We start from the raw sequence: 22,165 nt of genomic DNA on the forward strand, positions 1-22,165 counted from the left end.
CGGCGAACGGCTGTAACCTGGCCGCGGGCAGGCCGAGGCCCGCGCGGATTCGACGCGGGGGCGGGCCTTTCGGCTGACCACACGGAGCATGCATGGTGTCGACAGGGGCCTTGGACGGCGCGGCCCGAGCGGCGGGGGCGTCCCCGCCGCAGGCGGCGGAGCCGCTGGATGGGGGCAATTACGAGGTCATCCGGCGGCGGCTCGTCGAGCGCGCCGAGGAGCTCGCCCGCCGCGCCGAGGCGCTCAACGCGCGGCGAAAAGAGGTGTTCGGCGGCACGGACCTCGCGCTCCTCGAGAACGCCCGCGTCAGGACCGAGAACAACTGCGTGCCGCGCGACATCGTGAGCATCCGGGGCAAGCTGCTCGTCGGCTACCTCGTGTTCATGGGGCTGAAGGAGGTCAACGTCGGCGACGTCTTCAGCCTCCACCGCTTCGCGAAGGACGGCGGCGCGTTCGACCTGACCCACGTGCCGCTCGACGAGGGCGAGGCGTTCCTCGGCGACCCCAGCTTCGTCAAGGAGTTCAAGGACCTCCACCGCTACGTCAAGGAGCCCCGGCTGCTCCAGCTGCGGCGCAGCGGCGACACGCGGCTGCTCGCCATCTTCCAGGTCGGCGCGACCGAGCGCGACACCAAGGTGTTCCGGTGGAGCATCGACGCGACCGGGCGCATCCGGTACCTCGACGCGCGCGGCGACGAGGACAACGTCCGGCCGCGCGCCCACGACTTCGCCTGGACCCAGGCCACCCGCGACGACCACGTGCAGGGCAAGCACCCGCACGTCGCGATCCTCGGCGAGATCTTCGTCGAGACGGTCGGCGGCGATCTCACGGTCAAGGTCGAGAACAACACGACCACGGGGCTCGGCATCTACCGCGAGCCGGTCGACGACGCGGGCCAGGCGCTCGACGACGCCGACATCCAGTACGCCCGGCTCGGGCCGCTCATCCTGCTCAAGATCAAGCCGTTCCGGGAGCCCTCGTACCGCTACCTCGTCTACAACGGCCGCACCCGGAAGGTCACGCGCATCGACGCGATCGGCCTCGCCTGCCTGAGCCTCCCCGAGGACCAGGGCATCGTCTTCCCGAACGGCTACTACCTCATCACCGGGGAGACGAAGCGCTTCGAGGGCAGCACCGAGAGCCTCGTCTTCGAGCGGGTCATCCGCTCTCCGAACGGGGAAGACGTGCTCTACGTGTTCCACCAGGTCGTGGACGGGCGGTACGTGCTCTTCCCCTACAACCTGATCCGCAAGGAGATCGCGACGCCGATCCAGTGCCACGGGTACAGCCTGTTCGACGACGGCAAGATGGTGATCTTCCGGGCATCGAGCGACGAGGCGACCCGCGTGCACCCGATGCAGATCTGGCAGACGCCGTTCATGACCGCGGAGTTCGCGGCGTCGGCGCCGACCGACGGCTCGTACCTCGCGAAGGTGGGCAACGCCGACCTCGTCCGGGGGATCTCCGACGCGCTCAGCATGCGGCGCGCGGCGCTGGACGGGTCGCCGACCCGGCAGACGTACGAGGATCTCATCAGGACCGCCGGGCGGATGGCCGACGCCTACTACTGGCTCGGCCACGCCGAGGCGGGCGATCTCCTGTCCGTCGTGAACGAGCTCCGGGGCGTCTCCGAGAGCATCGTCGACGAGTTCGAGAAGGTCGAGGGCATCAAGGCGCGCGCCGCGGCCGCGCTCGCCGAGGCCGAGGCGGCGCAGCGGCAGCTGCTCTCCGGGGTGCGGCCCGAGGACGCGGCGAGCGTCGACGCGTTCCTGAAGGCCCTGACCGCGCTGCGGCGGCAGCGGGGGCACCTCATCACGCTCCGCGAGCTCAAGTACATGGACCTCGGCCGCGTCGACGCGCTCGAGGCCGAGATCGTCGCGCGCGCCGACGAGGTGAGCCAGGCGTGCGTGACGTTCCTCCTCGGCGAGCAGGCGTTCCGCCCGCTGGCCGACCGGCTCGCGGGCCTCATCGCGAAGATCGAGGCCGTCGCGAAGTCGCCCGAGCTCGCGCCGTTCGCCGCGGATCTCGACGCCGTGAACGAGGGGCTCTCGGTCCTCGCCGAGATCGTGGCGAGCCTCAAGGTCGACGACCCGACGGCGCGGACCCGGATCCTGGAGGGGATCAGCGAGGTCTACGCGCAGCTGAACCGCGCGCGCGCGACGCTGAGCGCCCGCGGCAAGGACCTGCGGGGCGCGGAGGGGCGCGCCGAGTTCGGCGCGCAGTTCAAGGTGTTCGGCCAGAGCGTGTCGAGCGCGATCGCGGTGTGCGACACGCCCGAGCGCTGCGACGCCGAGCTGTCGAAGCTGCTCGTCCAGCTCGAGGAGCTCGAGGGGAAGTTCGGCGAGTTCGACGAGTTTCTGGGCGAGCTCGCGGCCAAGCGCGAGGAGGTGAACGACGCGATCGCGGCGCGCAGGCAGGCGCTGCTCGACGAGCGGCAGCGGCGCGTCTCGAACCTCGTCGCCGCGGCGGACCGGATCGTCCAGGGGGTGGCGCGGCGGGCGCGCACCTTCGCGGGCGTGGACGAGCTCAACACGTACTTCGCGTCCGACGCGATGGTCGCGAAGCTCCGCGATCTCGCGGCCGATCTCCACGCGCTCGGCGACAGCGTGAAGGGGGACGAGGTCGAGGCGCGGCTCAAGTCGGCGCGGCAGGACGCGCTCCGGGCGCTGCGCGACCGCGAGGACCTGTTCGAGGGCGGCGGCGACGTCATCAAGCTCGGCCGCCACCGCTTCAACGTGAGCACGCAGGCCCTGGAGCTCACGCTGGTCCCGCGCGGCGACGGGCTCGCGCTGCACCTCACCGGGACCGACTTCTTCGAGCCGATCGAGGACCCGGCGCTCGAGAGCGCGCGCGATCTCTGGGGCCAGGAGCTCGCGAGCGAGACCCCCGAGGTCTACCGGGGCGAGCTCCTGGCGGGCTCGATGCTCGCGGACGCGGAGGCGGGGCGGGGCGGGCTGTGCGGACTGTCGATCGAGCGGCTGCGCGAGGCGTCGCTCGGCCCGGGCGGGCTGCTCGGCGCGGTGCGCGCGTACGCGGAGGGCCGGCACGACGAGGGCTACGAGCGCGGCGTCCACGACGCGGACGCCGCGCTGATCCTGGAGAAGCTGCTCGCGCTGCGGTCCACGGCGGGGCTGCTGCGCTTCGGGAGCGCGCCGCGGGCCCTCGCCTGCCTGACCTGGGCGGGGCTCGACGCGCGCGCCCGGGACCTCGCGCACCGGCGGTCGCGGAGCCTCGGCCGGCTCGCGGCGCAGCTCGGCGAGGGCGAGGCGCGGGCGGCGCTCGCGGCAGAGCTCGCGCAGGGCGTGGCGGCGGCGGCGGCGGCGCACAGGCTCGAGGCGAGCGCGGCGGACGTGCGCGTGGCGGCGCGGTACCTCGTGGAGGAGCTGGCGGCGGAGCGCCCCCGGTTCGTGACGAGCGACGCGGCGCTCGATCTGCGCGACGCGCTGCTCGCGCGCCTCGACCTCGAGGGGGGCCGCGCGGCGTTCGAGGAGGACCTGCGGCAGCTCGAGAAGCACCCGGCCGAGCGGCTGGAGCTCGCGCTGGCGTGGCTGCGCGGGTTCGCTTCGAAACACGCGGCGCAAGCCCACCTCGCGCTGGAAGCGGCGGTGATCGTCGTGACGGAGCGGCACATCGAGCGGGAGCCGAGCGGGGCCGTCACCGAGGCCCGCGTCGAGGGGCTGCTCGGGCAGCACCCGCGCATCAAGGAGCGCGCGATCGCGCTCAGGCTCGACGAATTCCTGAGCAGGATCGAGGACTTCCTGCACGAGCGGGCGCCGCGCTACCGCGCTTACAGGAAGGTGCGGAGCGAGATCGCGGAGCGGGAGCGGAAGCGGCTGCGCCTCGAGGAGTTCGCGCCGCGGGTGCTCACGTCGTTCGTGCGCAACCGGCTCATCGACGAGGTCTACCTGCCCCTCGTCGGCGCGAACCTGGCGAAGCAGCTCGGCGCCGCGGGCGACGTGAAGCGCACCGACCTGATGGGCATGCTGCTGCTCATCTCGCCGCCGGGCTACGGCAAGACGACGCTGATGGAGTACGTCGCGAGCAAGCTCGGCCTCGTGTTCATGAAGGTGAACGGGCCGTCGCTCGGCCACGAGGTGACGTCGCTCGACCCGGCCGAGGCCCCGAACGCGACGGCGCGCCAGGAGGTCGAGAAGATCAACCTGGCGTTCGAGATGGGCAACAACGTGATGCTGTACCTGGACGACATCCAGCACACGAACACGGAGCTGCTCCAGAAGTTCATCTCGCTCTGCGACGGGCAGCGCCGGATCGAGGGCGTGTGGCGGGGCCGGACGAGGACGTACGACCTGCGCGGCAAGAAGTTCTGCGTGGTGATGGCGGGCAACCCGTACACGGAGTCGGGCGCGCGGTTCCAGATCCCCGACATGCTGTCGAACCGGGCCGACACGTACAACCTCGGCGACATCCTCGACGGCAAGGAGGCGCTGTTCGCGCTGAGCTACCTGGAGAACGCGCTCACGTCGAACCCGACGCTCGCGCCGCTCTCCGGGCGCGCGCCGGGCGACACGCACAAGCTCATCCGGATGGCGCAGGGCGAGGCCATCGCCGCGACGGAGCTCGATCACGCCTACTCCGCCGCGGAGGTCTCGGAGATGGTCGCCGTGTTCGAGCGGCTCTTCCGGGTGCAGAAGGTGCTCCTGTCCGTGAACCTCGAGTACATCCGGAGCGCGTCGCAGGACGACGCCTTCCGGACGGAGCCGCCGTTCAAGCTGCAGGGCAGCTACCGGAACATGAACAAGCTGGCCGAGAAGGTCGTGGCGGCGCACACGCCCGAGGAGGTCGACCGGCTCATCGACGATCACTACGTGAGCGAGTCGCAGACGCTGACGACGGGCGCCGAGCAGAACCTCCTCAAGCTCGCCGAGCTGCGCGGCCGGATGACGCCGGAGCAGGCGGCGCGGTGGGACGACATCAAGAAGGGCTTTTTGCGGATCAAGCGCATGGGCGGCAAGGAGGACGACCCGGTCGTGCGCGTGACCGGCACGCTGTCGATGCTGGGTGAGCAGCTGGAGGGCATCCGCGGGGCGATCGGGAAGGCGGCCGCGGTGGCGCAGGCGGGGGACGCGCGGGCGCGGGAGATGAAGCAGTGGCTCGCGCCCGAGATGGAGCGGCTCTCCGCGGCGCTCAAGGGGGCGGCGCAGCCGCGGGTCGACGTGAAGGTCGAGACGGATCGCTCGGTGTCGGAGTTCGTGGGGCACCACCTGTCGCTGGTGGAGCGGCTCGTGGCGCCGCTCGCGAAGGCGACGACGCAGAGCGCGTTCGGCATCCGGGCGATCGAGGCGCAGATCTCGGAGCTCGCGCAGGGGCTCCGGTCGCTCGAGGAGAAGGTCCGCGCGGCGGCGCGCCCGCAGAGCCAGCCGCCGCCGCCGCGCTTCGAGGCGCGGGTCGGGGCGGCGTCGCCGGCGAACTTCTACCGGACGGCGCCCGCGGCCGACGTCGTCGACCACGGCGGCATCTTCGTGCCGACCTTCCGGCCGCCGCCGGCGCGCGGGACGACGGTGGCGCTCAAGATCCCGTTCGCGGAGGGCGGCGAGATCGACGCGGTGGGGGTGGTCGAATGGACGCGCGAGGCAGAGGAGGAGGGCCCGCCTGGGTTCGGGGCGCGCTTCGTGCGGCTCTCGGGCGAGCAGCGGGAGCTCGTGGAGGGGTTCGTGCGGCAGCGGGAGCCGATGCTGCTCGGCATGTGAGCGCGCTCGCAGAGGCGGCGCTCGCACGCTCTGCTGTCGACGCCGCGTGACGCCGCGCTCGCGCGCGAGGCGCAGCATCGCGCGGTGCTCCGGCGCGGAGGTATGCGGCCCGAGCACAGCATCCGAGCTGAGCCGATGCTGCCCGTGCTCGTCACCCGAGCGAGCGGCCGCGCGCGGCGGCGGCCCTCCTCCATGAGGAGTAGAGCGGCCTCCCTCGTGCGTGATATCACCGTCATGACGCGGTTCGTCGGCGATGGCCTGGATCCGAAGCCCGCGCTCCGGCGCCGGGCACGCAGGAGCTTCAGCGCATGAAGATGATGACCCTCGGACCCTTTGACGGGAACGCGTGGCTGCTCGGCCGGAAGATCGAGCGAACGGTCGCGGAGTGGAAGGAGCCCGCGCGGCTCGCGATCGTGGCCATGCCGAGCGGGACGAAGCACGAGGAGTACCTCGCCGCGGTCGAGGATGCGACGGGCGTTCCGGTGGTCGGAGCCACCACCGGCGGGGTGTCGTTCACGGAGCGCGGCTTCAGCAGGAGCGGGGTGACGTGCGCCTTCCTCGGGGGAGCGAACGTCGAGGTGGCGTGCACGGCGGCGCGCGAGCTGCGCTCGGATCACGGCAAGAGCATCAGGGCGGCGCTGAGCGACATGGACGAGGCCGTCTCGAGCGGCAGCGGGCGGAGCGGGGCGACGAGCTCGATCCTGGTGCTGGCGGACGCGTTCGCGTGCGACGGCGACGATCTGGTGGCCGCGCTCCGCCAGGGCGTGCCGCCGCACACGCGCGTCTTCGGCGGGACGGCGGGCGACGGGTGGACGTTCGAGGGGGCGCGGGTGTTCCTCGGCCGCAAGGTGCTGACGGACGCGGCGGTCCTCGTGCGGCTCACGCACCGGCAGCGGGTGAACATCGACGTGGTGCACGGGTTCCGCGCGGCCGAGGGCGGGCGGGATTTCACGATCACGGACATCGAGCGGAACGTGCTCAGGACGCTGGACGGGCAGCCTGCGGCGCGTGTGTACGAGGAGGAGCTCTCGCGGCTCGGCTTCCGGTCGAGCGGCGAGGGGCTCCTCCAGACGATGGCGAAGCACGCGCTCGGGGCGAAGACGCCGTTCGGCGAGTCGCTGAAGATCAGGTCGCCGATCGCGATCCGCGGGGACGGCGCGGTGGTGCTGACCGGGGGGCTGGCGCGCGGGCAGGTGGTGCGCGTCGTGAACGCGGCGACCGACGCGGTGCTCCAGGCGGCGAAGAGCCTGTCGACCAAGGTGCTGGGGCCGCTGCCCGGGGTGGCCGGTTCGCTTGTGTTCGACTGCGCGGCGCGGTTCCGGATGCTGGGCGAGCGGTACCGCGAGGAAGTGCGGGCGTTCCTCTCGCCGAACGCGGCGTCGAACCCGATGTTCGGGATGGCGTGTTACGGGCAGATCGCGAAGTTCGGGGGGAGCGTCGAGGGGTTCTACAACACGAGCGCCGTCATGGTGGCGTGGGGGGAGTCGGACCAGGGGACGGCTGGCGGGTGAGCTTTGCTGGGCTGATGAAGAGGCGGGGCGGATCGTTGCGCGTGTGGGGGCTTTGCTGAACTGACCGGCCCGAGGAGAGGCAGTTCGTCGCGCGGTGTGGGGGCCCCGCCGAACTCGCCTGAGCCATCTTTCATCCGGCTTCGCCGGACGAGCTGGGTCTGGGCAGCCGACGGACGGTAGACGCCCTCGACGTTCACGAAGGTGGGATGTCGATGCACGGCGTTCGTGGCACGCGCCATGTTTGCACCGCCGCGAGCGTGGCACCGGACCACCATCGATCGCGAGGCACCTGCGGGGGAGCAACACCGCTGGACGTCGAGCTGCGTCCGGCGCGGCCTACCCGATGCGGTCCGTTCACGGCGCGCTGGCTCCGCCGCGAGAGGGGCGCATGTCGCGGCTGAAGAGGACGGGTGGGTCGTCAAGGTGCTCGACCAGCGACACGGAGGAGCGACTTCATGCGATGCAATCCGTTGAAGAAGACGCATCGATTCCGGTGCGCCGCCGTGCTCGCTGCGGCATTGTGCGCGACAGCGTGCCAGCGGGCGCGAATGTACGAGGAGCCTGAAGGACCGACGCCCGTCGTCGGGTGCGACGTGTTCGCGAGCGCGAGCGCCGCGCCTGGAGGCGCCGGGACGCGCGACGCTCCCTACGCGCGGCTGCAAGAGGCGATCGACGACGCGAAGGGCGGGACGGTTTGCGCATGCGCCGGCCATCCTTTCGCCGAGGCCGTGACGCTGCCCGCGGGGATCGAGGTGCGCGGGGACTTCACGTGCAATGGAGAATGGAAGCAGAGCTCGGATGCGAAGAGCACGATCGCGGGGCCGGCGGGACAGATCGCGCTGACCCTGACGGACGCCGCGAACGGGGCGAAGGTGCATGGATTCGTGATCTCCGCGGCGAGCGCGACGGAGCCCGGCGGGTCGTCCATCGCGGTTGCCGTGGCGGACATCGCGGCCGAGCTGAGCCACCTCGAGGTGCGGGCCGGCGACGGCATGCCCGGCGCCGACGGTGAGCCGGAGGCGACCGCGGCGGACGCCGGGGGGGACGCGCCGGCAGAGGGCGCGCACGCGCCGACGAATGCCTGCGTGGTTCCCGCGCGCGGTGGTGAGCCCGGACGGATGACGTGCGGTGACGTGGTCACCGATGGTGGCGCGGGCGGGACCGGGGAGACGTCGCCCCTTGCCGTGAGTCTGCCCTCCACACCCGCGCAACCCGGTGAGGGCGGCAAGCCGCTCGCGAGCACACCCCCGGACGGGTTTGGAGGCACGGTCGACGCCTCGGGAACCCGCCAGGCAGGCATCGCCGGTGCCACTGGCGCCAGCGGGACGCCTGGCGAAGGCGGCCATGACGGGAGGCTGACCCTCGCCGGCATCACGGACGGCAACGGCGCCCCCGGCCAGCCCGGCAAGCCGGGCCAGGGAGGCGGAGGGGGCGCCGGCGCACGCGTGCTGGGCGTCGTTTGCACCTTCATCGACGGGCGTCCGGCAGACGGCGCTGCCCCGGGCGGTGGGGGTGGAGGCGCAGGGGGATGCGGCGGCAAGGGCGGCGCCGGCGGGAGGGCCGGCGGGTCCAGCATCGGCATCGTGAGCGTCGGGACGAAGCTGGGCCTGGCCGATGTGACCGTCACGGTGGGTCATGGCGGCCATGGAGGAACCGGCGCCGCAGGGCAAAGCGGCGGAGAAGGGGGGCGAGGCGCACCGGGCGGCACGACCCGGAACGATGCGAATGCGCCCGACAACGGGGCTGGGGGGATGGGCGGTCGCGGCGGCGATGGCGGCCCCGGAGGCGGCGGGCGCGGCGGACATGCGATCGGCATCGCCTACGACGCCGCCCCTGCTGCCATGCCGTCGTTGAAGGAGTTCATCCCTGGAGAGCCGGGTGAAGGCGGTCTGGGAGGACTCGAGTCTTCATCCAGCGCAGGCCACGCCGGCGTCAGCGCCGCATGCTGGAGCTTCAAGACAGGGACGCGCTGCGCGCCGTGAGCCGCGGCCGCCGCCACGCAGCACAGCTCGAGGAAGGCCTATTTGAAGATGGGCAACGGCCGCACGGGGTCGCGTCAGAATCCGAGCGCTCGGATCGCGTTGCGGATCGTGTCCGCGCTGGCCCGGACGCCGGCCTCCTCCTCGGAGCTCATCGGGATGGGCAGCTGTGACTCGACGCCGGACCGGTTCACGATGCACGGCACGCTCAGGCAGACATCGTCGATCCCGCGATAGCCGCTCAGCAGGCTGCTGACGGGCAGCACGCGGTTCTCGTCGCGGAGCAGGGCCTCCAGGATCTTGGCGGTCGCGAGGCCGATAGCGTAGTTCGTCGCGCCCTTGCCGGAGATCACCTGGGCGGCGGCGTTCTTCACGTTGGAGAAGATCTCCGCCCGCTCGGTCGCGCCGAGGTGGCCGTGGCCGGGCACCGACCACGCGTCGAGCGGAATGTTCGCCACGCTCGCGCTGCTCCACAGCGGCACCTCGCTGTCCCCGTGCTCTCCCGCGATGTACGCGTGGACGTTCTGCACGGCCACGTCGAGCTGCCTCGCGATGAGGAACCTGAACCGGCTGCTGTCGAGCACCGTGCCGCTGCCGATCACCCGGGCGGGCGGGAGGCCTGTCAGCTTGAGCGTGACATACGTGATCACGTCGACCGGGTTGGTGACGAGCAGGTAGAGCGCGTCCGGCGCGACGGCCAGGAGCCTCGGCAGCAGCTCGCGGCATATCGCGACGTTCGCGGTGGCGAGGTCCATCCGGCTCTGCCCGGGCTTCTGCTTCGCGCCGGCGGTGATCACGACGACGTCCGCCCCGCGGCAGACCTCGACGTCATCGCTGCCATCGAGCGTGGCCGCCGGGACGAACTGCAGCCCATGGTTGAGGTCGAGCACCTCGGCGCCGACCTTGGCCCGGTTCACGTCGAACAGGGCGATCTGCTTCGCCACGCCGCGGAGCAGGCACGCATAGGCGATCGTCGCGCCGACGCTGCCAGCCCCCACGATCGCGACCTTGCTGGGAGAGACGGATTGCTCGTCAGGCATACCGCCGGGGTACCGCGGCGGGGCGGGTGCACCAAGGCAAATCGGGCCGCTGAGCCCGCGCGGGCTCAGCGGTGACCGTCCGGCGCCGGGGCGGCCGGCGCCACGACCTGAGCCCGCGCGGGCTCAGCGGTGACCGTCCGGCGCCGGGGCGGCCGGCGCCACGACGATCGCCGGCAGGACCGCCGGCGCCGCCCTCGGGTCGGCGGCGGGCACCGCGGCGCCGGCGGGCCATCCGGCGCCCTCTGCGAGCCCCGGGGCGCCAGCCGGGGGCCGTATCTCGATGGCGAGGGCCGGCTGCGCCGCGGCGGGGCTGAGCGCCACGCCCTCGTCGCGGCACGCGCGGAAGAACGCCTTCATGACCTCGGACTCCAAGAGATCGTGGCGCTCGAAGTCGGCGATCCAGAACTTGATGACGTAGCGCTGGAAGAGCGGCGTGACGGCGGCGAGCCAGAGCCTGGGCGCGGGCTGGCGCAGCACCTCGGGCACCTCGCTGCAGGCGCGCTGCGCGGCGCGCTCCACGGCCTCGGGCGGGGCGGCGAGCGCGACGAGCATCTCGATGTTGCGCGCGCAGTTCCGGTCCGGCGCGCAGAAGTTCTGGACGCGCGCCTTGGCGATGATCGAGTTCGGCAGGATCACCACGTCTCCGGAGAACGTCCGGAGGCGCGTGGAGCGCCACCCCACGTAGATCACCTGCCCCTCGACCCCGTCGACGAGGATCCAGTCCCCGACGCCGAACGAGCGCTCGGAGTGCAAGGCGAGCCCGGCGAACAGGTTGCCCAGGGTGTCCTGCAGCGCCAGGCCGAGGACCACCGTGATGACGGTCGAGGTCGCGAGCAGCGGCACGAGGTCGACCCCGGTGACCGCGCCGACGATCGAGAGGCCGGCGACCAGGTAGAGGATCGTGAGCAGGAGGTGCCGCACCAGCGCCGGGAGCAGCACCTTCCGGCGCTCGGCGAGCCAGTAGTCGATGATCAGGGTCTCGGCGATCTCGATGGCGAGGTACGCGGCGAGGGTGAGCTCCAGGAGGAGCACGCCCTTGTGGAGCGTGGGCAGCTCTCCCCCGCGGAGGGAGATGAACGCGTGCAGCGCGAGCAGCGCGACGAGCATGCGCGCCGGCAGCCGCATGCGGCGGACCAGGAGGTCGTCCAGCGACGTCTGCGTGGCGCCCGCGAGGCGCGAGAGCGAGGCGAAGACCAGGCGGTAGACGACGAAGCCGAGCGCGAGGACGGAGGCCGAGATCGCCAGCGCGACGGGCATCGAGGCGGGAGAGCGGATGAGGTCGGCCCAGAGCGCGGGGAGCCGGTCGAGGTTCACGCGGCCGAGTCTGCCACAACTCTGCCACGACCCGCGCGCGGGGATCCGTCGCCGAGCCGCGCCCGGGGGCGTAGACTCCCTCCATGGACGACATTCGCGATATAAGCGACGACGACGCCCGGGTGGCGGAGCTGGTGCGCTCGGCGCGGCGGGTCGCCGTGCTCGGCATCAAGACCGAGGCGCAGTCGGATCAGCCAGCGTTCTACGTGGCCAGCTATCTGCAGGGCGCGGGAGTGGAGGTGCTCCCGGTCCCTGTCTACTACCCTGACGTGAAGACCATCCTCGGCCAGCAGGTCTATCGCCGGGTGGCCGACATCCCGGGCCCCATCGACATCGTCGATGTCTTCCGGCGGGGCCAGGACGTCGCCGGGCACCTCGACGACCTGCTCGCCGCCCGGCCGCGCGCCGTCTGGCTGCAGAGCGGCATCCGGAACGACCAGGTCGCCGAGCGGCTGGTCGAGGCGGGCATCCTGGTCGTGCAGGACCGCTGCCTGATGGTGGAGCACCGCCGCCACGCAGGGCAGGGCTGAGGCGTCGAACGTCGTCGAGGACATCGACTTCCTCGGCGACTCCCATCCACCGCGCGCTGCGGCGGCCCGGCGCGGCTCGGCCCCGGGTTGTCGGACGGCGGGCTCGGCGTGGGGCGACTACACCGCGCGGTGCTGCGTCCCCTTGCCGAACGTGATCGCCAAGAAATCCCCCGGCTCGTGGACGATCATCCGGTGCCACACCCCTTGCGGCACCGTGCACGCCGTCCCCGCGCGCAGCGCGACGACCCGCTCGCCGCCCTGGTCCTGCAGCACCACGTCGATCGCGCCCGAGAGGAGGTACAGGATCTCGTCCCCGGCGGGGTGCATCTCCCACCGGGCCGTGTCCTCGGCCATGTGAAACCGCGTCACGAGCCAGCCATCCACGCGCTTGACCCGCCGGATGTCGGCGCCCGCCGGCTCGTCGGACATGAGCTCTTGCCAGAACGTCGGCTTCACCTCGATCTGCAGCGCATCCCCCGCGTCCGCGAGGTGCAGGTACGTGCTGCGGAGATCGAACCCAGGCTGTCTCGGCTCGGCCATCTTTCCCTCCCCCGTCTCGACTGAGGGCGTCCATGCCAGCAGGGCTCCCCCACCGCGTCAATCCGCTCTTCCCGCCGTGGCCTCCCCGCCGGCGCGACCGGTGCGTCCCAGGCGCCCCGACGGAGCCCGCCGGGCTCTACTGAACAAACGCTCCCATCCCGACCGGGACGCGCTAGACTGCGCTCGCCGCGCTCGCCTCTTCGCCCCGGAGTACTCCGCACCATGCCGCGCCCCGTGAACAACCCTCCGAACCCATGGTCGTCGACGCAGGTCGAGTACCTCGAAGAGGCGCCCCCGGCGACGCTGCAGATCTTCGAGGAGCAGGCCCGCTCCATCGTGACCGCGAACGACAGCCCCGATCTTCCATTCCGGTACAGCGTCAACCCGTACCGGGGCTGCCTCCACGCGTGCGCGTACTGCTATGCCCGGCCGTCGCACCAGTACCTCGGGTGGGGCGCCGGGACGGATTTCGACCGCAAGATCGTGGTCAAGTCGAATGCGCCCGAGCTGCTCGAGAAGGAGCTCAACAAGCCGAGCTGGCAGGGAGACACGATCGTGTTCTCGGGCAACGTCGATTGCTACCAGCCGCTCGAGGCGAGCTACGAGCTCACCCGCCGCTGCCTCGAGGTGTGCCTCGCGTTCAGGAACCCGGTCGGGCTCATCACGAAGGGCGCGCTCGTGCGGCGCGACGCCGCGCTGCTCGGCGAGCTTTCGCGCCGGGCGCGCGCCCGGGTCCATTTCAGCATCCCGTTCGCCGACGACGCGGTGGCGCGCAAGATGGAGCCGTATGCGAGCCGCTCGTCGCTGCGCTTCGAGGCGATGCGGGCGCTCTCCGACGCGGGGGTGCCGACGGGGATCTCGCTGTCGCCGATGATCCCCGGCCTGAACGACAGCGATGTCCCGGAGCTCCTGGAGCGCGCCCGGGCCGCTGGCGCGGAGAGCGCGTTCATGATGCCGCTGCGCCTGCCGCGCGAGGTGCTCCCGGTCTTCGACGAGCGCCTCGAGGAGGCCTTCCCGGACCGCGCCGCCAAGGTCCGCCGCGGCATCCAGGAGATGCGCGGCGGCAAGATGAACGAGGCCGCCTTCGGCGCGCGCTTCCAGGGCGCGGGCCCGCGCTGGGCGGCGATCCAGCGGCTCTTCGAGGTCCACTGCCAGCGACTCGGGCTCAACGTGGCGCGCGGCAGCGGCGAGTACATCGAGCGAGAGGGCGAGTCGACGTTCAGGCGGCCGAGCCGGCAGGGAACGCTGTTCGACCTGTGAAGGTGGAGAGGATGACCGCGCCGAACGCCCAAGCCGCCGAGGTGAATGACCGCATGCCGCTGGTGATGCCGCCGGAGCTCTACCAAGGGTGGTTGGAGCCGCAGGCCGACACGAGGCCGAAGCAGGGTTAACCCCCCAGCAGGAGCTGTTCCAGGCGCCTCAGAAGAAAGCACCGCGAGCGCGATGAACCTCCGGTCTCACGCGACCGTCGTCGCGGCGGCAGCGCCCCATCGACATGCCCGATCACGATCCGGGCGGACGGAGCTGCTTGCGAACCTTCTTGATGAAGGTCTGGGTGCACTTTCCGTGGGTGGCCTCATGCTCCATGATCTCGAGCGTGAGCTTGGCCTTCGTCCCGCTGGAGAGATGAGCAGCCGCGTTCACCTCCCTGGCGAGCTGGATGCCCTCCAGCGACGCAGGTCCCTCCGGCTTCTGGACGGCCGCCTGCTTGTTCGGCTGCCGGAAGTGGGAAGGCTTCGTCTTGGTGACGTCGCGGAAGCCGGTGTCGTCCGAGCGCCGGCCGGTGCCGTGGCAGCCCGGACAGGTGGCGGTGGTGCCGGAGAACGAGTTGGCGATGCGGCCGTCGCCGCCGCAGATGCCGCAGGATTCACCAGCCATGAGCCTGGCCCTCGGGTCGGGGCAGGTGCTTCGGGTCCTTCATGCCCGAGAGCATACAGCCGATCGTGGCTCGTGGAAGCTTCGCCTGGGGCGGCCCTCCATTTTGTGCGTCGCGGCTGTGCTGCGCGTCGCGCGGCGTGAGCGTGATCCGCGTCGTTCGCTCACACCACGGCGCGCGCGAACTGTCCCGGCGTGATGCCGACGATGCGCTTGAAATGCCGGTTGAGCTGGCTCTGGTCGTAGAGGCCGACGCGCGCGGCGATCTCGGACGGCGGCACGCCCCGCGTGAGGAGCGCTCGGGCGCGACCGATGCGCAGCTGCGTCACATAGGCATACGGCGTCACGCCGAGCTGGTCGCGAAACGCGCGGATGAGCTGGAACTTGTCGAGCCCCACGTGCAGAGCGATCTCGTCGAGGGAGAGCGCGGTGACGAAGCGCTCGCGGATGAGCTCGAAGGCGCGGCGCAGGGGGGCGCCCCAGGCGTACGGGCGTCCGCGCCCGGCGTGGCCCGGACTGGTGAGCGCGACGACGGAGCGCAGCGACTCGGCGAGCGCGGTCTGGAGCGCGAGGGGCTCGGCGTCGCCCTCGCGGACGAGCGCGTGCAGGGTGAGGAGCGGCGCGCCCTCGGGCTCTCCGCGTTCGAGAAACAGGCCTGGCGGGGGCGCGAAGGGCCGGCCTCCGAGCGAGAGGCGCGCTTCGTCGAGCAGCGCGTCGTCGAAGAGCACCACCTGGAAGCGCGCCGGCCCATCGCGGCTCTCCTCGCGATGCACCTCACCCGGGAGCATGAGGGCGAGCGCGCCCGGCTTCGCCGTCCAGGCGCGCCCGCGCGCCCACCACGCGCACTGGCCGGCCGTGAACGAGACCGAGGCGAAGCGGTCCTTCACGGAGCGGTGGCGCCGAGCATCGCTGCGGCAGCGGGCCACGGTCACGCCGGAGAGCGCCTTCGGTCGCACGATCTCGATACGCAGCCGATCGTCCGGATCGCCGACTGGCAGAGCGCTCGGCATGCTCGGGATCGTAGTGGGCCGACGCGCGCTGCGCCAGGCCCATTTCCGCGGATCGCGCGCTGCGCGGGTCCCGTCAATTTTGCCCAAGCCGCGCCGGCGGAGGGTGGACATCCTCCGTCCCGAGGTCGCAGGCGCTCCGCTGCCCTCCTCGACGCGCGGCGGAGCGCCTCGGCGCCGCGCGCTGGCATGACATGGCCTGTCGCTCATCAGGCCCACAGATCCGGAGCGAATCCTATGGGACGGTTGCAAGACAAAGTCGCGCTCATCACGGGTGGAAACATGGGGATCGGCAAGGCCGCAGCGCTGCTGTTCGCCCAGGAAGGCGCCAAGGTGGTCATCGCCGCTCGCCGGGTGGCCGAGGGCGAGAGGACGGCCGCGGAGATCGTCGCCCGAGGGGGAGACGCCATCTTCGTTCCGACGGACGTGTCGCGCGCGGCCGACTGCGCCGCCATGGTCGCAGCCGCCGTGAAGAGGTACGGGCGGCTCGACGTCGCGTTCAACAACGCAGGCGTGGAGCAGGTCGTCAAGAGCCTGCCCGAGCTCGAGGAGGACGAGTGGGATCGCGTGATCGACATCAACCTGAAGGGCGTCTTCCTGTCGATGAAGTTCCAGATCCCGGCGATGCTCAAGGCCGGCGGGGGCGCGATCGTCAACACGTCCTCCGTCGGAGGCCTCGTGGCGACGCCTGGTCTGTCCGCGTACGTGACGTCGAAGCACGGCGTCATCGGGCTGACCAAGGTCGCGGCCATCGATTTCGCTGCTCGCAACGTGCGGGTGAACGCCATTTGCCCCGGGGGCACGCGCACCGCGATGTTCGACAGGTGGATAAAGGACGGGGCCGTGGAGCAACACGTCCTCGCGAGCCACCCGATCGGCCGGTTCGCGGACCCGATCGAGCCGGCTCGGGTGGCCCTCTTCCTGGCGAGCGACGAAGCGTCGTTCGTGACCGGGGTCGCCCTGCCCATCGACGGCGGGCTCGTCGCGGCCTGACACGGCCGCTGTGTGGACGGCAGGAGGCCGCCCGTGGGCGAGCGGCGGGCGACGTCCTCGGCCCCTGCGCATACGTGAAAGCCGGGCGTGCAAAGGTCGGCGGCGCCGCACCTGGACCTCACCGCCTTGACATCCCCGCGTCGGTTCGGCTTTTCTCACCCTGAGCGCGTCGGGTCACGCGAGATCCCCTGAAAGGGCGCTGGAGCTCGGGCCGTCGAGTCAGGCGCACAACACATCATGAAGCGCATAACCGAGAAGCCGAGCAAGCCGCGCGCGAAGGCGCAGAAGGGGTCGCCCGAGAGGCGCGAGCCTCGGGAGGCCCCCGGAGCGCCCGCCGCGCCCGCTGGCGTGCAGGAGAGCCCGGCCGTCGTTGCGTTCCTGCGCGAGCTGGATCATCCGCGGAAAGAGGCGATCGTGGCCCTCCGGCAGGTCATCCTGGGCGTCAGCCCGGCGATCCGCGAGGAGATCAAGTGGAACGCGCCGAGCTTCCGGACAACCGAGCATTTCGCCACGTTCAACTTGCGCGCAAAGGACCGCGTCCGGCTCGTCCTTCACCTCGGAGCCAAGGTGAAGGACACAGCGGCGAAGGGGCTCGAGATCGCGGACCCGGCTGGCTTGCTGGAGTGGCTCGCCAAGGATCGCTGCCTCGTGACGTTCAGCGACGGAGAGGACGTCCAGGCAAAGCAGGCGGCGCTGGAGTCCGTGCTACGCGCGTGGCTCCGATGGATCTGACCCCTGCGCTGGTAGCGGGCGAACGGGGCCAAGCGTATCCGTCCGCGACGGTGCAACGCGAGAGCATCCTGGATGACCGGCGAGCGGCCTCGGACGCCGCTATTGACCCTGCGGCGGTGCGCAAACCAGGTTGGCTCGCGACAGATCGGCGACAATGCTGCTTGCGTTCGACGATTTGTCTACCATAACGCAGCACGAGCCGCGTGCCGCACCTCGAATCCCATGAATCAACACGGCGCAATGATTGCCATCACCACACCGTGACACGTGCTCGCCGCCTCGCGCTCGGCCTCGGATTCATCATGGTCATCGCGGTGATCGCGTGGGCCTCAGGTATCGTGAGCACCCCCACCCCGCAGCGGCCGCGACCGCCGGTGGTCCGAGCTGGCGCCTCCGCACCCGAGCCACCCTCCCCTCCCGCGCTGCAGCCCACCGCCATCTCCGTCCCGAGCCGGCCGGCGCCTGGCAAGCCTCCCGCCGAGCCGATACCGCCGCGGGCGTCGGCGCGCAGTCCGGAAGATCGAGCCCCCCAGGAGCCCCCGTCTGCCCCCATCGATGAGGAGCCGATCGAGCGTCCGATCCACGATGCCCCCACGACGCCAGCCGCCGCGCCGCGCCACGCGCGCCGGCGGGAGCAGTCCGCGTTCCGGCGGAGGTTACAGCCCGGGCTGTGCACGGACCCGAGCGAGGCAGCCGGCGCGCAAGAGACGTTGGTCTCCCACTTCCGCCACGAGACGTGGGGAGATGCAGGGCGCCTGTACGTCGACCCCAGGCTGCCGGACGACGCACACCTGCCCCTCCTCGATCACCTCGAGCATGCGGAACGGGAGGTGTTCTACGGGCTGGAGCTCAAAGCCGAGCGCCCTGACGTCTTCGCGTACCTTGATACGGACCTGCTCACGGCGGCTGCCTGCACCAACCGCGGCGTGGTCGCCTTTTACGACGGCGCGCTGCACGTGGTCACGACGCGCGCGGACACTCGGACCAGCGTCGTGCACGAGTACACGCATCACGTGCTGATGAGCCATGGCATGCTGGGGCCGGCCTGGGCGCAGGAGGGCATTGCCATGGTTATCGCGCGAGAGACATGGTGGCTCGACCCGGCCAGGCTCGAGCAGGTGAGGGACGCTCCGATGCCCCTGCAGGTGATGGAGCAGGCGGTCCCCTACACGCTCCGCACGGACGATGCCCTGATGTTCTATGTGCAAGCGGCCAGCATGGTCCGCTGCTTCGTTCGCGGCGACGGCGCCAGGTTGCGGCGGCTCATGGATGCGATGGGCACGGGTGAAGAAGCGGCGCTCGGCGGCTCATCCGACGAGCTCGCGCAGCTCCTCGAGCCCTCCACCTGGGAGTCCTGCATCGACTATCTGATGCGGGACATGGCCCCGCTGCGCTAGAACACCGATTCAGCTTAGAAACCCGAGAAATGAGACGCTAAGGCGCCAGAAGACGCCAGAAGACGCCAGAAGACGCCAGAAGACGCCAAGAAAACAATAAATCTTGGCGTCTCTTGGCGTCTCCTGGCGTCTCCTGGCGTCTCAACTTCTCGCTGTTTGCGTGCGGCTTCAACCCGTTTGTCGCTCTAGCCCCTCGTCGCCCTGGCGTTACACAGCCGAGTAAACTCGTTCGATCTGCTGGTTCTTGACATCACCCACAGGGGACGAGCCCCTGAGCCGGCTAGAAAACCCAACAGATCGAACGAGTCCACTCGGCCGTGCAATATTCCACCACGCTGGCGCTCGCGCGGAGGATCTCGACTGTCGGCCGTTGTGACGCGGCGAGCTCGAGTGTTATCGTTGCTCGGTGCCGGCGACCGGTTGGCGAGAGCTCAATGCCGAGGGGAAGAGGACGATGAACCTCCGGGCTCACGCGACCGTCGTCGCGATGGCATGGCTGGCCGCGTGCGGCAGCGGGTCGAGCGAGCCGCCTCTGCCAGCGCCGTCGGGCGGAGCAGGCGGTACGTCGGCTTCCGGCGCCTCGCCCGCGGCAGGAGGATCGAGCGGGAGCGCAGCACAAGCAGGCGGCGCGGGAATGGGCGGCGGCGCTGCGGCTGTCGCGGGCTCGACCGGCGTGGCGGGCAGCCCGAACGCCGGCGGCGCCGCCGGGGCTGCCGACAGCGCCGGCGCCGGCGGTGCGAGCGCGGGGGCGGGCGGCGCCGGCGCGTGCCCGGCGGGCTCGACGCAGCTGTCGCCGTGGCCTGGCAAGGCCGAGGTACACACGCTCGACAGCGAGGACGCGTTCGAGAGCGATCTGAGCGGGCTGACCTACGAGGCGCCCGGCGTGCTGTGGGCGACCGACAACCTCGCCGCCAGGCTGTTTCGGTTGTTGAAGAGCGGAGCGAGCTACGCGCCGGACACGTCCAATGGCTGGGCCTCCGGCAAACGGCTACGTTACCCGAACAGCAGGGGCACCCCCGACGCGGAGGGAGTGACGCTCGCCGCCACGAGCGCCGCGGGCGTCTACGTGTGCGCCGAGCGCGACACGGACGATCCGTCCGTGAGCCGGCTGTCCGTATTGCGCTACGATGTGACGGCCGCCGGAGCGACGCTGACCGCGACGCACGAGTGGAACCTCACCGCGCTCTTGCCCGAGGTCAACGCGAACGCAGGTTTGGAAGCGGTCACCTGGGCAGCTGACAGCTTGCTCACGGCGCGCCACTTCTTCGACGAGAGCAAGGCCCGAGCTTACGTCCCGAGCGACTACGGCGAGCACGGCGGCGGCCTGTTTCTGGTGGGCGTGGAAGAGACCGGCAAGGTGTACGCTCTCGCGCTGAATCACGACAGCGGCGCGGCCACCTTGGTGGCCAGCATCTCGACGCCGCTCGAGGGCGTGATGGGGCTCGAGCTCGACCGTGACACCGGGAGCTTGTGGGCTCACTGCGACGACACGTGCGACAACCAATCCGCCGTGTTCGGTATCGACGGCGCGCTCGGGCGCTTCGTGCTGGAGCGGCGTTTCAGGCCCCCCAGCGGGCTGCCGGACTCCAACAACGAAGGCATCGCGCTCGCGCCGGACGCGGAGTGCAGCGGCGGCGTCAAGCCGTTCTTCTGGACCGACGACGCCGACGACGACGGCTTTTCCCTGCGCGAAGGCTCGCTCGCTTGCGGTTGCCTCCAGTGACGGAAGGCCGCGTGGTGGAGCGGCAGCGCCTCGGGCGCCGGAACGAACACCACCCCTGAGCCCCTGTCGAGCTCATCACTCATGACGTCGAGATCGGGAATCACCGGGGCTCCCGTGCCGCTGCTCTCCCTGAGCTGGGCGGGGCCGAACGACGCCTCGCGCGACGCCGACGACCGCCTGTGCCCCGACTGGGCCCGACAGAAGCACACATGATACCCTTGCAGGGTGCGCCGACATCACGCGCGTCGCTGCGGCGGCGCCGCGCCGGCCCCGGACAACCAGCGCCGCGGCCTCATGGCCCTCACAGGCCGCGAACCGCGTCGGAGCCCCGCCCGCGGATTGGGCCTTGCGACCGGCGCACGGAATGCTGTACCACGGAGACCGCAGTGCGTTTTCGTGGGGGGTCGCACTGGCGCGACCCGCTCCTGGTCTATCTTGGACACGCGGCGATGTCGCGCGCCCGCTGACGAGCCCTCATGACCTCACCTGCCCAGGATCGCGCCACGGCCCGCCCGGCATCCCGCCGCAAGCTGCTCCTGAACCCGCGATTCCAGCTCAAATACACCGGGCTCCTGGTCTCGGTGGTGCTCGCCGTCATGGTGGCGCTCGGACTCGTCATCTGGCAGACCGCGAGCGTCGCGAACGAACAGGCGCGCTACGCGGCGACCCAGGCGGAGCTCGCGCTCAAAGAGGCGGCGAACAGCGCCAAGATCCTCAAGATGAGCACCGCCGCCCTGGGCGGCGACGGCGCTGACCTCGGCAGCACCCTCGACGAGGAGCTCGAGAAGACGAACCGCGAGTACGAGCGCAACCTGGCGGAGGTCGCCAGGCGCCGCGCCGACGTCGAGGCGCTGCAAGGTCGCCTCCTCGGCATCCTCGTCGGCGGCGGCGCGTTCCTCCTCGCCGTCCTCGGCGTGCTCGGGATCTTCATCACCCAGCGCATCGTGGGGCCGGTCCACCAGCTGAAGCGCCTCTGCCGCCAGGTCGGCACGACGCGGCTCACCATCGGAGAGGGGCTGCGAAAGGGCGATGAGCTCGGCGACCTGTTCGACACGTTCGTGCAGATGACGTACTCGCTCAAGGCGCTCCAGACAGGCAGGCTCGCGACGCTCGACGCGACCATCGAGCGGGCCGAGGCGGAGTCGGCATCGGCCGAGGTGCTCGCGCGGCTGCGCGCGCTCCGGGCGCAGCTCTGCCTCGGCCTCAGCGAATCCGAGGCGGTGCGGCGCCGCGGCCCGAAAGGTGGTCAGTCATGAGGCGAATCGCCGGGGCGGTGGGGACATGAAGCCTCCCGAGTTGGTCCAGCAGGCGGCCGGGTTGCTCCGCGCCCGCTTCGATCTCAACGAGTACAACCCGACCCCGATCGTCGACCTCGGCGCGCTCGTGGCGAACGCCGACGGCACCGTCGACGCCGAGGAGATCGACGCCCTGCGCCAGCTCATCGAGCCGATGCTCGGCGCCCAGCTCGACGTCGAGCTCGTCCGCTACCTCATCGAGGCGAGCCTGAAGGTGATCGCCGCGGCGGGCGTCGAGCCGCGGGTGCGCCTGCTCGCGGAGATCCTCATGGACTGCGACGCGGTGGAGGAGGGCATCATCATCGCGCTGGCGGTCGCCCACGCGAGCGAGGGGATCTCCGACGCGGAGCGCGCGGTCATCGAGTCGCTCGCCCGCGCGGCCGAGCTCCCCGCGCGCCGGCTCGATCAGCTGAACGAGCAGGTCCGGGCGGCGTTCGCGACCTGACGGCGGCCCCCGCCAGCGGCGCGGGCTCCGCCGGGGGGCGAAGCGCTGCGCCGCCGGACGTGGCCCCCGCCGGCCG

The 22,165-nt window shown here is 71.3% G+C and carries 17 protein-coding genes; 12 read left to right on the forward strand and 5 right to left on the reverse strand.

The genetic code is table 11. The annotated features are described in order from the left end of the window. Positions 1 to 92: 92 nt before the first annotated feature. The 3 genes from WMF22_RS28580 to WMF22_RS28590 all read left to right on the forward strand — a co-directional run bounded on the left by WMF22_RS28580 (position 93) and on the right by WMF22_RS28590 (position 9,201). Positions 93 to 5,708, forward strand: a complete 5,616-nt coding sequence (locus tag WMF22_RS28580) for a DNA repair ATPase (RefSeq protein ID WP_438031832.1) — start codon at positions 93 to 95, stop codon at positions 5,706 to 5,708. A 308-nt stretch (positions 5,709 to 6,016) separates the two neighbouring features. After that, positions 6,017 to 7,219 carry an FIST signal transduction protein gene (locus tag WMF22_RS28585; protein ID WP_437850219.1) on the forward strand — a complete coding sequence of 401 codons (1,203 nt, stop codon included), beginning with the start codon at positions 6,017 to 6,019 and terminating at the stop codon, positions 7,217 to 7,219. Positions 7,220 to 7,674: 455 nt separating this feature from the next. Next, positions 7,675 to 9,201 (forward strand): hypothetical protein, encoded by a 1,527-nt coding sequence (locus WMF22_RS28590; RefSeq protein WP_438031833.1) that lies wholly within the window; start codon positions 7,675 to 7,677, stop codon positions 9,199 to 9,201. Positions 9,202 to 9,275: 74 nt separating this feature from the next. Here the strand turns inward: WMF22_RS28590 and WMF22_RS28595 are convergent, their stop codons facing one another. Next, a complete protein-coding gene (locus tag WMF22_RS28595) occupies positions 9,276 to 10,238 on the reverse strand; it encodes an L-lactate dehydrogenase (protein WP_438031834.1) in 963 nt (320 codons plus the stop codon). 123 nt (positions 10,239 to 10,361) lie between these two features. Then, positions 10,362 to 11,552 carry a mechanosensitive ion channel family protein gene (locus tag WMF22_RS28600; protein ID WP_437293178.1) on the reverse strand — a complete coding sequence of 397 codons (1,191 nt, stop codon included), beginning with the start codon at positions 11,550 to 11,552 and terminating at the stop codon, positions 10,362 to 10,364. Between the two features lie 83 nt (positions 11,553 to 11,635). Here WMF22_RS28600 and WMF22_RS28605 point away from each other — a divergent pair, with 83 nt between their 5' ends. Beyond that, on the forward strand, positions 11,636 to 12,082 hold the full coding sequence (locus tag WMF22_RS28605) for a CoA-binding protein (RefSeq protein WP_437293179.1): 447 nt from the start codon (positions 11,636 to 11,638) through the stop codon (positions 12,080 to 12,082). Between the two features lie 117 nt (positions 12,083 to 12,199). Here WMF22_RS28605 and WMF22_RS28610 read toward each other — a convergent pair whose 3' ends face one another. Next, the gene (locus WMF22_RS28610; protein WP_437293180.1) at positions 12,200 to 12,622 is read right to left on the reverse strand and encodes a cupin domain-containing protein; all 423 of its coding nucleotides are present in this window, start codon (positions 12,620 to 12,622) and stop codon (positions 12,200 to 12,202) included. Between the two features lie 222 nt (positions 12,623 to 12,844). On the opposite strand from WMF22_RS28610, the gene WMF22_RS28615 reads away from it, so the two are divergent. Then, on the forward strand, positions 12,845 to 13,882 hold the full coding sequence (locus tag WMF22_RS28615) for a PA0069 family radical SAM protein (RefSeq protein ID WP_437293181.1): 1,038 nt from the start codon (positions 12,845 to 12,847) through the stop codon (positions 13,880 to 13,882). A 243-nt stretch (positions 13,883 to 14,125) separates the two neighbouring features. On the opposite strand, the gene WMF22_RS28620 is transcribed toward WMF22_RS28615, so the two are convergent. Together WMF22_RS28620 and WMF22_RS28625 are read right to left on the reverse strand one after the other, a co-directional pair. After that, positions 14,126 to 14,500, reverse strand: a complete 375-nt coding sequence (locus WMF22_RS28620; RefSeq protein ID WP_012237881.1) for a hypothetical protein — start codon at positions 14,498 to 14,500, stop codon at positions 14,126 to 14,128. A 161-nt stretch (positions 14,501 to 14,661) separates the two neighbouring features. After that, positions 14,662 to 15,507: a helix-turn-helix domain-containing protein gene (locus tag WMF22_RS28625; RefSeq protein ID WP_438031835.1), complete on the reverse strand. Its 846-nt coding sequence runs from the start codon at positions 15,505 to 15,507 to the stop codon at positions 14,662 to 14,664. A 234-nt stretch (positions 15,508 to 15,741) separates the two neighbouring features. On the opposite strand from WMF22_RS28625, the gene WMF22_RS28630 reads away from it, so the two are divergent. From WMF22_RS28630 to WMF22_RS28660, 7 genes are all read left to right on the forward strand, one after another. Continuing rightward, positions 15,742 to 16,497, forward strand: a complete 756-nt coding sequence (locus WMF22_RS28630) for an SDR family oxidoreductase (protein WP_438031836.1) — start codon at positions 15,742 to 15,744, stop codon at positions 16,495 to 16,497. 237 nt (positions 16,498 to 16,734) lie between these two features. Then, complete coding sequence (locus WMF22_RS28635; RefSeq protein ID WP_438031837.1) at positions 16,735 to 17,229, forward strand: DUF1801 domain-containing protein; 495 nt, start codon at positions 16,735 to 16,737, stop codon at positions 17,227 to 17,229. 710 nt (positions 17,230 to 17,939) lie between these two features. Continuing rightward, positions 17,940 to 18,626: a translation initiation factor IF-2 gene (locus tag WMF22_RS28640; RefSeq protein WP_438031838.1), complete on the forward strand. Its 687-nt coding sequence runs from the start codon at positions 17,940 to 17,942 to the stop codon at positions 18,624 to 18,626. A gap of 454 nt (positions 18,627 to 19,080) precedes the next feature. Continuing rightward, positions 19,081 to 20,349: a lamin tail domain-containing protein gene (locus WMF22_RS28645; protein WP_438031839.1), complete on the forward strand. Its 1,269-nt coding sequence runs from the start codon at positions 19,081 to 19,083 to the stop codon at positions 20,347 to 20,349. A gap of 81 nt (positions 20,350 to 20,430) precedes the next feature. Then, positions 20,431 to 20,562: a hypothetical protein gene (locus WMF22_RS28650; RefSeq protein ID WP_438031840.1), complete on the forward strand. Its 132-nt coding sequence runs from the start codon at positions 20,431 to 20,433 to the stop codon at positions 20,560 to 20,562. A gap of 263 nt (positions 20,563 to 20,825) precedes the next feature. Further along, positions 20,826 to 21,605, forward strand: coding sequence for a sensor histidine kinase (locus WMF22_RS28655; RefSeq protein WP_437293187.1), 780 nt, complete (start codon positions 20,826 to 20,828; stop codon positions 21,603 to 21,605). A 25-nt stretch (positions 21,606 to 21,630) separates the two neighbouring features. After that, positions 21,631 to 22,089: a tellurite resistance TerB family protein gene (locus WMF22_RS28660; protein WP_437293188.1), complete on the forward strand. Its 459-nt coding sequence runs from the start codon at positions 21,631 to 21,633 to the stop codon at positions 22,087 to 22,089. Positions 22,090 to 22,165: the final 76 nt, after the last annotated feature.

The sequence above is a fragment of the Sorangium sp. So ce204 genome (assembly GCF_051526795.1).
Taxonomy (GTDB): domain Bacteria; phylum Myxococcota_A; class Polyangia; order Polyangiales; family Polyangiaceae; genus Sorangium; species Sorangium cellulosum_B.